Genomic DNA, 13,317 nt, shown 5'->3' with positions numbered 1-13,317 from the left:
ATTTTAAGTAGACCTGCCATCAGAGCATTTGCTGGTAGTTTTTTTATGGTTGTATTTTAACGTCTGTTTGATATGGTGGTGGAAGGATGGTTATGGAGGAAATTATGACAAACATCAAAGAATTAGCCGGGCTTTTAGTTCTGGGCTTATTTTTCAGCCTTTTCACTTGGATAATGATCGATTCTTATCTGGATGAGTACGATTTAGCTTCAATTCGATCAGCAGAAGCGACAGTCATTGAAAAAACAGCAAGCAAAGGGTTATTCACCCCTCCTACCTATTTTGTTTGGGTCGAACTTGCCGGCGGAGAAGAGATTAAATATCGCAACCGTGTTTCCAAAAGTCAGATAGAGAACATTGAAATTGGCGATACGATTAATGGTTATTTGACAGGTGCTACAACATTTTCGACACTGCGCGATATACTCATTGATGGCCTCTATTACTTGATTGCTATTTTTGTTTTTGCGTTTATGGCTTTCTGTATACTCGTGGCCTTTTTCTTATCCATTCCTGCATTGGAGCGCTTAGAAGAGAAGATATCTTCTGAGCGATTTGAAAAAAGGAAAAGAATGAGGAAAAAGAAACGAAAGAAAAAAGTAGATTCGAGACAAAGGGCTTGGAGAAATGCAGGTATTGTCATTGCAATTTTTCTATTCATTGCCAAAAGTTTTGTAGTGAACCTGATACGAACAGTGCAGCCATTCGGAAAGACAAAAACGGAAGCTACAGTCGTTAACCGATTCGAGTATACGACCTATCGGAAATATGAAGACTCAATTCGGGAATTAACCATCTCTTATAAAGATCATACGGGCAGAACGATTGAAATGGCCAAAGACGTAACGCGACACACCTATCCGCAATATGGCATAGGAGACAAACTACCGATTAGCTATCGAAATGCCGATTCATATGATGTGTTTGTTCGAGGGAATTCTATATGGGATTACCTTCTGTTATTTACATACTGGGAATTGTCTGTTTATATTGGTATGATTGCTGTGAGTGCATTCTCTATTTGGGTTTTTCTTGATGATCATAAAGGCAAAAAAAGGTTTTGGCAAAAGTTTAAAAGGAAGGGCGATAAAAAGTAAGGTAGGCAAATGGATAGGATGCGGACATGCTGGTTTAGCCATGCATGTCTTTTTTGAATATTGCATACCTGTGCAAGAAACTTTTATGACAGTTTTAAAAAAAACGATTTGTTTTTAGCGTAGTGGATAGTCAACATTTGCAAGTATATTTACCTAAATATGTAAGTTTTTGGAGTCAGGTTCGACTCCCACCGTCTCCATACCTAGAAATGATATGACTTCAAACAGTGTAAAAATTCTTGGTAATCAAGGGTTTTTACTTTTCCTTAATTCATCGAGTTTCATCTAAACGTTTTCAACATTTTACCTTAGATTCTACATTGATATATCGAAACGCTAACAGCAAAAAAGTTAGCGTTTTCTTTTTACAACATAATGTCAATTATGTTGTATTTTTCTGTTTTATTAGATATGATTCAGACTATTATGCAACATAGTTTATGAGATGCATTCGATAATTAATGCAGCATAATTTATAGGAGATGATATTTCGATAGGGTCTTTCCGAGAATATTTAGCTTCAAGCAATTTAAGTGAAAATACCATCAAAGGATACAATCAATCCGTCAATGGATATTTAAAATGGCTCGATGAATCAAAAGGTGTTTCATTCACTAAGTTGCACCGGGAAAATATGCGAGAATATATATCTTATCTTAAAGCAATTAAAACAGTAGGGGCTAAAACGATTAACACGAAATTAAGCGGTTTAGTAAAATTCAACGAGTTTTTAATTCATAGCAAAAAACAATCCAATCTAGTTATTGAAAAAAGTGATTTTGTTAAAGTTCAGCAGCAGTATGCGTCCCTTGCAAAAGTTGAATTTCAGGATGCAGAAATGTTTCGTCAGTTAGTACTGGATAGTGGAAAGGCAAGAAATTATGCAATCGTAACTGTTCTAGCCTATGGGGGATTACGCATTTCAGAGACACTCAATTTAAAAATAACTGATATTAATTTGGTTTCCCGTGAAATACTTATTGTAGATGGGAAGGGAGATAAATCTAGAACAGTTTTTATGGGGGAGAAAGTAAAAATCGCCTTACAGTCTTGGCTGCGGGAAAGGAAAGAAAAAGGAATAGATTGCGAATTCCTTTTCCCGAGCAACCGGAACAGGAGGTTAGATCGTACTGTTGTGAACCGGTTGTTCAATACTTATTCGGCTAAGATCGGAAAAGATATAACACCACATGATCTTCGTCATTTCTTTTGTTCAAATGCGATTGAGAAAGGCATGAGTATTCATGAAGTGGCTAATCAAGCGGGACATTCAAATATCCATACGACGATGTTATATACGAACCCTACCAAAAAAGAAATGCTGGAGAAAATGAATCTCCTTTAATAAAGAGTCTATAATTGAAGAGATTCCATGCGATAACTAGTTTAACACAGGGGGGCTGCCCGGTTTTTAGATTGATTTCATGTAGAAGAGCCAATTTTTTGTTCAATTAACGGGGCATCATTCCTGTTTGAAGGATGTTCGGGGTCTTGAAAGAAAAAGAGCCCTCTAGTGTGATGCATGAGTGTCAACGACCATTGACCCATCATCAAACAGGAGGACTTCTCTATGCATTTTAAATGGAATGAAAAAATTTATCAAGTTACTGAAAATATACTCGTTGTTGGTATGGACATTGCCAAGCGCGTTCATTACGCGTGCTTTGTCGATGAACGAGGGCGCGTAATTGAAAAAGCCTTCGCGGTACATCAAAAGTAGGCTTTGAAAGTTTGTATGAAAAGGTTCGTCAAACAATGAAGGAAGCTAAGAAAACAGACGTTATCATCGGAATTGAGCCTACAGGCCACTACTGGATGAACTTGGCTTACTTCTTAGATCACTACGGGATTCCACTAGTCTTGAAACAGAAACAAAATCATTAACAAAATAATGATAGCGTTAGGAGTCATATCTAAATGGTATGGCTTTTTTTATGCTCATTTTTAGGGGGTGTTTATTATTGAAAAATCACTATTGTTTTTGAATCGGTTGTTTAATACTTATTCGGCTAAGATAGGAAAAGATATAACACCACATGATCTTCGTCATTTCTTTTGTTCAAATGCAAATGAGAAAGGCATGAGTATTCATGAAGTGGCGAATCAAGTGGGACATTCAATTATTCATACGATGATGTTATTTGACGCTTATAGGACCAGCAGGTTTTTCAATGTTACGGTACCATCTGCTTGCGTTGCTCATCATACAATTAAACGGACAATTTATTGCTCATAACTTTCGGAAGACTTCTCGCTCCTGTTAAAAAGCATGCTATTTGAGTGTTGAAAGAATGAGAGAAGTTTGTCCCTTCATCACTGTAAAGGAGAACCTATGAAAGATATTATAGTGACTAAATATCGCCTTTTTTAGTTCTTTTTAAATAAAATTAAAGTTCTTCTATAAGATAGTTTAGTAAGTAATGAGGTCATTTTGGTTCAGTAACAAATTTAGTTGTTTGATACACTAGGTATGCAAGATAGATAGAGAATAATTTCTTGAATAGAATTAAACGAAAATATTAAAGTATGTGAGCTCAAAGATCTATACTGAATCTAAATAAAATTTGAAACTAATAAGTATAGACATTTTTTTATTGAACAGATTCTAACGTTCAATAAATGGTGAATGTAAATAATTAAGAAACCCAGCTAATCTTCTCATGTGAAGGTAGCTGGGTTTTTAAAGTTGAAAGTGCAAAAAACACTTTTAGCTAGCGCAAATTAACATCCAAAGTGACACGCAAGGGCTCGGAATTATGAAATTAACTCAATTATATTATTTTGATAGAAATTCATATATATAGCTTTAATACTTAAGTAGTCTTTTTATTTAAGTATTTATATTTCGAATCTTCTGTTTTTGTAATTGACAAACTTCTTTTGATAGGTTAAATTAATTAATATCAATAGATGAAATATTTTTCAACTATTGAAATGTTATTGGAAGCGTTTTCAACAAAAATGAATGGAGGGAAATAGATTGGATAAAACAGCTACAAATACAATAGGAAATGCACTTAAAGATCATGGAGTGGAGGGAAATAAAAAGGTTAAAACAGCTACAAATGCAATGAGAATCGCGCTTGCACTTAAAGATCATGGAGTGGAATACGTTTTTGGTCAAAGCAATCCACCTAGTGTCACACTAGCTTGTGATGACATTGGCATTGAACAAATTGGATATCGTCAAGAAAATGCCGGCTCTTATATGGCCCAAGGTTATGCAATGTTGAATAACAAAGTTCCTGTAGTGACTGCGCAAAATGGACCCGCCGCTACATTACTGGTTCCAGGATTAGCGGAGAGCCTAAAGTCTTCCTACCCTATAGTTGCTATTGTTGAAGAAGTAGACAATGCTCACCTGGAAAAAAACGCCTTCCAAGAATTAGACCACACGGAATTGTTTAAAGGTGTATCCAAATGGGTGAAACGCATTCCATCTCAAGAACGCATTGAAGATTTTGTAGAACGCGCGTTCACAATAGCGGCAAGTGGCAGACCGGGTCCTACAGTTCTACTGTGTCCGAAAGATATCATTAACGACCCAACTGAGTATCCGATTCTTTCGAATCGTCAACTATCATCTGGTGTTTTCCCACTTGATCGTACCCAGCCTAGTCAAGCGACAGTTCAAGAAGCTGCTAAACAACTAGCAGATGCAGAAAATCCATTTATTTATGCAGGTGGAGGAGTTGTTTCTTCGGGTGCACATGACATATTACGTGACATTCAAGAAATATATTCAATCCCTGTTGCAACTACAACAATGGGGAAAGGTTCCGTAGATGAGACGCATGAATTGTCAATGGGACCAATCGGTTATTACATGGGGAAACGCGGTGTAAATACTGCACTTAAACCAATGGTTCAAAATGCTGACGTAATTTTGTTAGTAGGTAATCGAACAAACCAAAATGGAACAGACTCATGGTCATTACTACCTGACAATGCTAAGTATATACACATCGACATTGATCCTACTGAAATTGGTCGCAACTATGAATCATTACGTCTCGTAGGAGATGCTAAAACAACATTGCAAGCATTGTTTGAAGAGTTAGCCAATCAAAATCTTGAAAAACGTCAAACAAAAGGCAGAGAAGTAAAACGAACAATTGAGCAATCGCGGCAAAAGCATGCGGAAGTAATGAAACCATTATACGAAGAAACTCAAGGTAAGATTTTAGTAGAAAAATTCTTGTATGAAGCAAACAAACGACTTGCTGACAATCATGTGGTTGTGGCAGATGCAAGTATTTCATCCGTATGGAACGCAAGTTATATCCAAGCAACAAAAAATCGAAAATTTATTTTTCCACGTGGCTTAGCTGGGTTAGGATGGGGCTTTCCAATGGCAATGGGGGCAAAAATTGCCAAACCAGATCGTCCAGTATTTTGCTTAGCAGGAGACGGTGGTTTTGGACACGTATGGAGTGAACTTGAAACCTCTAAACGACTGGGTATTAAAGTGGTACTTGTTATTATCAATAACAGTATTCTCGGATATCAAAAATATGGTGAGACCGCCTTGTTTGGTCGTTATACAAATGTATGTGATTTTAGTAGTGTAGATCACACTAAAGTAGCAGAAGCATGTGGTATTAAAGGAATTCGATTAAGTGATGTAAGTAAAATTGGCGATGTACTAGACGAAGCGTTCGCTTTGGATGAAAGTGTCGTCATTGATCTTATTACGAATCCAGAAAACATACCTCCAGTGACAATCATGGATAAATTAATCGAAATCTAATAAAGGAGGAACTCAAAATGAAAAAATTAGAAGGTAAAGTAGCACTTGTCACAGGCGCTGCTCGTGGTATAGGGAGAGAATACGCACTTCGCTTAGCACAGTTGGGTGCAAGTGTTGGTGTAATTGATATTGATTTGAAATCGTATCAGCACTTTGAAAGAGAACAGGCTTCTATTCAACATGAAACAGTTGTCGAAGAAATTAAAAGTCTAGGTGTAAAAGCTTTTGGTATGGAAGCCGATATATCAAATGAAAAACAAGTGCAATCTGCAATAAAAGAAATTGTTGCTGAACTGGGTGAAGTTGATATTTTAATCGCAAATGCAGGCGGTGGTTCTGGAGAAATTTCAGAAAACGCAGCGTCCCAAATTAACAGCTCCCAGCTTGAGACAGTCATGGAAAGAAATCTTTACGGAACAATCTATAGTGTGAAAGCAGTAAGTGAAGGAATGAAGAGGAAAAAATATGGGAAAATAATTACAGTCACTTCTGTAGCTGGATTGAAAGCAAATGATACAGGAACCTATGCACATTATGGTGCCACAAAAGCAGCAATAGTATCCTATACAAAATATCTTGCTCAGGATCTAGGTCCTTATAACATCACAGTAAATGCAATTGCACCTGGTTATATCGGAACAGGTCGCTTAATGGAGCAATTCGAAAAAGGTGGCGTCGAGAACTTTACGAATCAAACCGCCTTAAGGCGATTAGGTACGCCGGAAGATTGTGCCAACGCAATAGAATTCCTGGTATCGGATTTGTCAGATTATGTAACTGGGACAGTAATAGAGGTAACAGGTGGATTAATTCAATAGAAGTGGAGTGATTTAGCCTTATGAAAGCTCTTGTTAAAACAAAAGAGGTAAATGAGTTCCAAATTGAAGAACGCCAATTAAAAGATCTCGAATCAGATGAAGTATTAATTAAAGTTGCTTATTGTGGGATTTGCGGAAGTGATCTTCATGCAGCTAATCATGCAAAAGGCTATGAATTTGTTCCCAAACCAATCGTTTTGGGGCATGAGTTCTCAGGGGTTGTTACAAAAGTAGGGGCATCTCGACTTGAGAATTGGTTAAATCAAGAAGTGATTGTGCACCCTGGTATTTTATGTGGGGAGTGCGAGCAGTGTCAGCAAGGCAGAGAGAACATTTGTCAAAATATTATTGGAGTAGGACTTCATATGGATGGGGGAATGGTTGAGGCCATAGTGGTAAAAGAAAATCAATTGATTAAATCACTACATTCCCTTTCACTTGATATCGCAGCGCTTACCGAACCTATGTCCGTTGCCATTCATGCGGTAAATCGAGTTAATTCAAAACTTAAAGGAAAGAAAGTATTGGTTCAAGGTTGTGGAATCATTGGTATGTTTACGGCGATTGCAGCTAAAGAACTTGGTGCTCAAGTTACGTTATCAGGGTTAGAGATGGACTGGGAACATCGCTTAAGCCGAGCAAGTCAATTTGGTCTTTCTACTGAAATTGTCGAAACTCTTGAAACTGTTCAACCAGAATTTGATTATCTCTTTGAGTGTTCAGGCTCTGCAGTAGCGACAGTTGGAGCGGTTGATCGAATAAAAAAAGGTGGATGTATGATTCTTGTCGCATTATACGAAAAGGATGTACCGTTACCGATAAATGTTTTAGTAAGAAAAGAGATTAACGTGTTAACAAGTTATGCAGCTGTCAGATCAGATTTTGATAAAGCCATGGAAGTTTTAGAGAAATATCAAGAACAGTTCAAATCATTGATTGATATTTATCCGCTGAATAAAGGTTATTTAGCATTTGCAGATGCTCGTCAACAAAAAGTTTTAAAACCAATCATTTCTCCAAATAAAAAATAAAAGGGGTTAATACTATGAAAAAATATGCAACACTTACATCATTAGCACTAGCAGTTCTATTGCTTTCCGCTTGTACCGCCGCCGAAGGAGGAACTTCCAGTGGGAGTGATGGGGAGAAGATTGTTCTGAAAGCGGGTACAAATCTACCGGCTAAGCACATGTTAATGGAAAACGGGATTATGCCATTTATTGAGAAAGTCGAGGAGGACTCAGATGGTCGAGTTGAGTTTGAAGTGTATGATTCTGAATCGCTAGTTCGTGCTGGTGAAGAGCTAGAGGCATTACGTGCTGGTACAATCGATATCGCTGTGCCAATGTATGACGTGTATGATACAGCTCGATTCCCATTTTCTGAAATTCCACTGCTTCCATTAAAAGAAGCAAATCAAGAAATTTATTCAAAAGCAATTTTCACACTTAATGAAAACACTGAACCATATAGTAATGGTAAAACTCATCAAGAACTTGTATACGGTGAACATGAACTAATCGCATGGCCTTTCGCTTCAGGTCGCTCATATACAATTGGTTCAGTCGGAGAACCAATTGAATCATTAAAAGAATTCCAAGCTCTACAAATACGTGTGCCAAGCAGTGTTCATGAAACTTTCACCCGTAACCTAGGCGCTTCTCCAGCACGGATTTCCATAAATGAAACCTTTGATGCATTCAATCGAGGAACGTTAGATGCTGGATTTACGCCGATTACAGATTGGAAGAGTTATGGATTTGAAGAAGTGTTTAAATATGTCATTGATGGAATCGAAGCAGGCTCTTGGCCATCGTCTATTACGATGACATCTGATCGTTTTGAAGAACTTCCAGAAGATATTCAAGAAATCATTGCGAACGCTGCGAAAGAGACTTTTGATTTGGGAATCAATACGGAATGGGCGGCAGTAAACGTAGAACTGGAAGAAGAGATTATGAATAGTTTCTATGAAAATGGTGGAAAGGTAGATAAATTAAGTGATCTACCTCAAGATATTCAAGACACTGTAGATGTAGCAATTGAGAAAACATGGCTTGATTGGATTGAAAGTTTAGAGTCTTCTGGCCATCCGGCTAAAGAAGCTGCGATACGCTGGAGAGATGCCGTTCTTGATGCAGGCGGAGAGGTACCACCGAAAATCAAAGAATTATCGATGGATTAAAAAGGAGAATTTACAGAGGGAACACAAGGGGGTTAATTAATGGATAGTGGTTTAGCTTTACTCATTGTGATAATCGTTTTTATAATTTTGATTTTCGGAGGACTTAACATAAGTTCTGTATTAATTGCCACAGGGGTTATTGGCATTTATCTTTTAGTGGGGATTGAACCAGCAATCAATTTAATTCAAGCAGATACATTCTCTACAGTCGCAAGTTATACATTGACGACCATTCCCTTATTTGTTTTGATGTCACAATTTATAGTGAATGCTGATATCGTTAAGTATTTATATTCATTAATTTTCATAGTCTCACGAGGAAAGTCAGCCGTTTTAGGTGTTTTCACGATAATTTTAGGTGGTTTTTTAGGAGCGGTTTCAGGTTCAGCCTCTGCTATGGCTGCAGCCTTAGGTCAGTTTGCAGTACCAGAACTTAAAAAGCATGGATATAGTGAAAATTTTGCTGCGTCAATAGCTGCAGCAGCTGGTGCATTAGCATCGATAATTCCACCATCAATTGGATTGATTATATATGGAGCCATTACCCAAACATCTATTAGTAGTCTCTTTATAGGAATTCTTATTCCTGGAGTAATTACAATTATTGTTTTGTCTCTAATAGTTGTTTTGGTTTACTATAAAGAAGCTCGTAAAGCCCCATCTGTAGAAATTCATGACAGTGGAAAAAAACAATATGAAACTAAAGATTATGTCATATCGATTATTACAGGTCTTGCAATAATGCTTGTAATTTTTGGTGGTATTTATTCAGGATTATTTACGCCCACAGAAGCTGGTGGAGTGGGAGCTTTAATTACTTTAATCGCAGCATTTGTTCTGCGAAAAGTAAATAAAGAATTTGTCGTTAACTCAATCCGTGAAACGATAAAAATTACGACAATGGTTATGCTAATCATGGTAGGCGCAACAATCTTTACACGCTTTGTTACATTATCTCGATTACCACAACAGGTAATTGAAACCTTAGAACCTTTATTGGATCAACCGTTCATCATTATGGGTATTCTATTGTTCATATTCTTTGTTGCGTTCATGTTCTTAGAAGGAGCAGCGGCAATCGTCATGTTAGTTCCGATCACTTTACCGCTCGTAGAAAGTATCGGTTATTCGCCTTTGGAATTTGGTATTTTAGTTTCAGTTGTAGGAACTGCTGGATTAATTACTCCGCCGGTTGGGATTAGTACATACGCCGTTTCGGGTGTGACAGGGATATCTTCGAATAAGATATTCAGCTATACCATGGTGTATGCAATTATTATTACAATAGTTGTTACTGGCTTGCTTTTAATCTTCCCTCAATTAATGACATGGCTACCAAACTCAATGAAATGAGAAACTCGAAAGGAGGATGAATTATGGAAAGTTTCATAAGAAAAGTCAATAATGGTTTAGGTATACTTAGTGGTATTGCCTTGATTGGACTAATGCTAATGATTTCAGCAGGAGTAGTGACGCGCTATATATTTAGCTACTCAATTCCTACAGCTTACGAAATCATAGAAAATTACTTGATGCCTATAACCGTTTTTGCAGCATTGGGCTATTCTTATTTCAGTGGAATATTTCCCCGTGTGGATGCATTTACCGAAAAAATAACCTCAAATAGAGTAAGGATTGTGGTTGAATCCACAATTACGTTTTTCGAGTTTCTCCTATTCGGTTTTGTATCTTATTATTTATTACAGTTTAGTATTTACTCAATGGTCAATGAAATGGGTTTCAAGACGAACGGAATCAACTTTCCGTTGTATCCAATCCATATTCTAATGTTCATTGGGTTTGCCTGGATGACATTTTTAATTTTTTATCGCTTTATTAGCACAATTCGAAATAAAGAGGCAGTTCGTTCCTAACAGATCTTAATAAAGTATAAGGAGACAAAGTAAGTTGAAAAAAAACAATACATCACTTGGAACGGAAAAAACATTAAATTTACTTATGTTGTTTTCAAAAACAAAAGAACTTTCAGCCGCAGAAATGGCGGATTTACTAGAAATCAATATTTCTTCTATTTACCGCATACTTAATACAATGGAAGAAATGAATTTTGTAAAGCGTAAAAGTAATAAAAAGTATGAGTTGGTAACTGGTATAGTCTTGCAACTTTACAACATGGTTAGCAAAGATATTCGTGATTATGCAAAACCAGTCATTCAAGAAATTGCATATCGATTTAAAGAATCAGTTTATATGAGTGAACTCTACCATGACAACCAAAAGATATTAATCATTGAGAAAGAAGATAGTCCAAAACCACTAAAATGGATTGAGGATGTAGGATCCACTTACAATATGCCTATTGGTACGGCTGGGAAAACGCACCTCACCTATCTTTTAGAACAACTTAATAATGAGGAACAGACAGCCTACTTATCTCAACTTAATTTGCAAAAGTTCACTGAAGACTCCGTTACAAATCTAGAAGATTTATTGAAAGCAACGGAACAAATTAAAAAAGATGGTTATTGTATTACAGTTGGGGAGCATGTTGAGGGTATTGTGGGAATTTCGGTACCGATATTTAATTCTTCCACCGGCTATTCTATTAACACGTTGACGATGATAATGACGGAAAGTTCTTATGACTCAGGAAAGAAAATGAATTACGTAACTGCATTACAAGAAGGTGCATCAAAAATAGGTCGAAATCTTATCTAATAAGAAGGGTGGAAAAAAAATGATTCTCAATAGACATGACAAAACAAGACCAACAATCACAAAAGAAACTAAAACCATGGATGCGGTTGTCAATGTATTAGAAGAAGCAGAGATTGATTATGTTTTTGGTATGCCTGGTGGATATATGGGACACCTATACGATTCATTACTTGGATCTTCAGTGAAGCCAATCCTCGTTCGTCATGAGCAAATTGCCAGTATTATGGCTGAAACGTATGGGAGATTAACAAGGAAACCTGGTGTTTATACTTCACAGGGCGCTTGGACAATCACGAATGGAATGATGGGGCCACTTGAAGCAATTCAAGGAAGCTCGCCGATGTTAGTGTTAACGGACATGACAGATAACGCACCATTTTCTCATCAAGGTTCGTACCAAGTAGGGACCGGTGAATATGGTGGCTATGATGTAAAGAAAGTATTAGAAGCTTCTACAAAATACGTAACAACTGTTCATCATCCTGTACAAGCTGTTCAAAGTGTACAATTGGCAATAAAACATGCTACAGAAGGGAATATGGGGCCTACAGCGGTTGTTTTTCATAGTTCTGCTATCAACGGTAAGATTAATGAAACTTCAGCACCGACGATTTATAATACTAAACATTATCTTGTAGGAAAAAAAGCGACAGAAGACAAAGATGTATTACTTGAAGCTCTACACCATTTAGTAAATGCAAAAAAACCGTTTATTATTGCAGGGAATGGTGTTAAAGCATCAGATGCGTATGATGAATTGGTAAACTTTGCTGAAAAGTTAGGGGCTCCTGTTGGAACAACGGCTCAGGGTAAAAGTGCAATTGCAGAAGTTCATCCTAATGCAGTGGGGGTTATTGGTAACTGGGGACAACCAGTGGCAAACCAACTCTTAAGTGAAGCAGATGTACTCCTTGTGGTTGGGTCTAAATTAGCACCAACAGATACATGTAACCATGCAAAAGAATTAATTGATCCAGAAAGACAAGTCATGATTCACATCGATATTGAGCCGAAAAATGTTAGTTGGACTTTTCCAATCGATGTACCTCTAGTCGGGGACGCAAAGCGCGTGTTAGCAGATTTAACAACCCTACTTGAACAAGAAGGAAAAGTTGACAGTGAGCAAACGAAGCAACGAATCGATAAATTGAGAGTACGAAAAGAAGAAATGAATTATATGTATTGTGAAGAAATGAATTCTAACTCAACACCCATACTTCCACAACGTCTGCTTAAGGAACTTAATGATTTTATTGATGAAGATACGCTTATTACCTTAGATGCGGGTGAAAATCGGGTATTTACAGTACATTACTTTAAGACAAAATCTCCCGGCAGTATGGTTCTTCCAGGTTCAGCAGGAGGAATGGGCTATGCATTACCATCAGCTCTAGCAGCGAAACTTGCAAATCCAGATAAAAAAGTGATTGCCATTGCAGGCGATGGTGGATTTGCCATGACAATGAATGGATTATTAACAGCTGTACAATACTCAATTCCAGTTGTTTCCATTATTATAAATAACTCCGTTTTAGGTTGGGTAAAGAATGCACAGGGCGAGGATATAATTGCCTCGGAATTTGATGATGTAAACTTTGCAAAAATCGCCGAATCCATGGGATGTGCAGGATTCACAGTAACAGATCCCAATACAATTCAAGAAGTTTTAAAACGAGCATTCGATACTGGTAAACCTGCAGTTATTGATGTAAAAACTACTGATAAAGAAAGTTATAAAAAAGTTATGTATAATTTAGCAACATCTCTTGAAGACAAGTAAGAGTTAAT

10 protein-coding genes and 2 pseudogenes are annotated in these 13,317 nt (G+C 37.1%); all 12 read left to right on the top strand.

Annotated features, from left to right (window positions below; all coding sequences use genetic code 11):
* Positions 1 to 104 precede the first annotated feature (104 nt).
* On the top strand, positions 105 to 1,097 hold the full coding sequence (locus AC25Y5_RS07220) for a hypothetical protein (protein WP_488139721.1): 993 nt from the start codon (positions 105 to 107) through the stop codon (positions 1,095 to 1,097).
* A gap of 493 nt (positions 1,098 to 1,590) precedes the next feature.
* Positions 1,591 to 2,442, top strand: coding sequence for a tyrosine-type recombinase/integrase (locus AC25Y5_RS07215; RefSeq protein WP_488139832.1), 852 nt, complete (start codon positions 1,591 to 1,593; stop codon positions 2,440 to 2,442).
* A 225-nt stretch (positions 2,443 to 2,667) separates the two neighbouring features.
* Positions 2,668 to 2,960: pseudogene (locus tag AC25Y5_RS07210) on the top strand (IS110 family transposase); the annotation flags it as partial.
* A gap of 118 nt (positions 2,961 to 3,078) precedes the next feature.
* Positions 3,079 to 3,333 (top strand): annotated as a pseudogene (locus AC25Y5_RS07205) (site-specific integrase); the annotation flags it as partial.
* 744 nt (positions 3,334 to 4,077) lie between these two features.
* The gene (locus AC25Y5_RS07200; RefSeq protein ID WP_488139720.1) at positions 4,078 to 5,847 is read left to right on the top strand and encodes an acetolactate synthase catalytic subunit; all 1,770 of its coding nucleotides are present in this window, start codon (positions 4,078 to 4,080) and stop codon (positions 5,845 to 5,847) included.
* Positions 5,848 to 5,864: 17 nt separating this feature from the next.
* Entirely contained in the window at positions 5,865 to 6,665 is an 801-nt protein-coding gene (locus AC25Y5_RS07195; protein WP_488139719.1) for an SDR family NAD(P)-dependent oxidoreductase, read from the top strand.
* 20 nt (positions 6,666 to 6,685) lie between these two features.
* A complete protein-coding gene (locus AC25Y5_RS07190) occupies positions 6,686 to 7,696 on the top strand; it encodes a zinc-dependent alcohol dehydrogenase (RefSeq protein ID WP_488139718.1) in 1,011 nt (336 codons plus the stop codon).
* Between the two features lie 14 nt (positions 7,697 to 7,710).
* Entirely contained in the window at positions 7,711 to 8,850 is a 1,140-nt protein-coding gene (locus AC25Y5_RS07185) for a TRAP transporter substrate-binding protein (RefSeq protein WP_488139717.1), read from the top strand.
* 39 nt (positions 8,851 to 8,889) lie between these two features.
* Complete coding sequence (locus AC25Y5_RS07180) at positions 8,890 to 10,203, top strand: TRAP transporter large permease (protein WP_488139716.1); 1,314 nt, start codon at positions 8,890 to 8,892, stop codon at positions 10,201 to 10,203.
* Between the two features lie 23 nt (positions 10,204 to 10,226).
* Positions 10,227 to 10,724 (top strand): TRAP transporter small permease, encoded by a 498-nt coding sequence (locus AC25Y5_RS07175; protein WP_488139715.1) that lies wholly within the window; start codon positions 10,227 to 10,229, stop codon positions 10,722 to 10,724.
* A 34-nt stretch (positions 10,725 to 10,758) separates the two neighbouring features.
* Positions 10,759 to 11,529, top strand: coding sequence for an IclR family transcriptional regulator (locus AC25Y5_RS07170; protein ID WP_488139714.1), 771 nt, complete (start codon positions 10,759 to 10,761; stop codon positions 11,527 to 11,529).
* Positions 11,530 to 11,548: 19 nt separating this feature from the next.
* Positions 11,549 to 13,309, top strand: coding sequence for a thiamine pyrophosphate-binding protein (locus AC25Y5_RS07165; RefSeq protein WP_488139713.1), 1,761 nt, complete (start codon positions 11,549 to 11,551; stop codon positions 13,307 to 13,309).
* The last annotated feature ends 8 nt before the right edge of the window (positions 13,310 to 13,317 follow it).

The organism is Sporosarcina sp. Y1011, assembly GCF_057669885.1.
This window is presented reverse-complemented; position numbering and strand designations above follow the sequence as displayed.

Coding starts and splice junctions, on each gene's coding strand:
- AC25Y5_RS07190 (WP_488139718.1), top strand. CDS start 6,686: ATGAAAGCTCTTGTTAAAACAAAAGAGGTAAATGAGTTCCAAATTGAA.
- AC25Y5_RS07180 (WP_488139716.1), top strand. CDS start 8,890: ATGGATAGTGGTTTAGCTTTACTCATTGTGATAATCGTTTTTATAATT.
- AC25Y5_RS07220 (WP_488139721.1), top strand. CDS start 105: ATGACAAACATCAAAGAATTAGCCGGGCTTTTAGTTCTGGGCTTATTT.
- AC25Y5_RS07185 (WP_488139717.1), top strand. CDS start 7,711: ATGAAAAAATATGCAACACTTACATCATTAGCACTAGCAGTTCTATTG.
- AC25Y5_RS07165 (WP_488139713.1), top strand. CDS start 11,549: ATGATTCTCAATAGACATGACAAAACAAGACCAACAATCACAAAAGAA.
- AC25Y5_RS07175 (WP_488139715.1), top strand. CDS start 10,227: ATGGAAAGTTTCATAAGAAAAGTCAATAATGGTTTAGGTATACTTAGT.
- AC25Y5_RS07195 (WP_488139719.1), top strand. CDS start 5,865: ATGAAAAAATTAGAAGGTAAAGTAGCACTTGTCACAGGCGCTGCTCGT.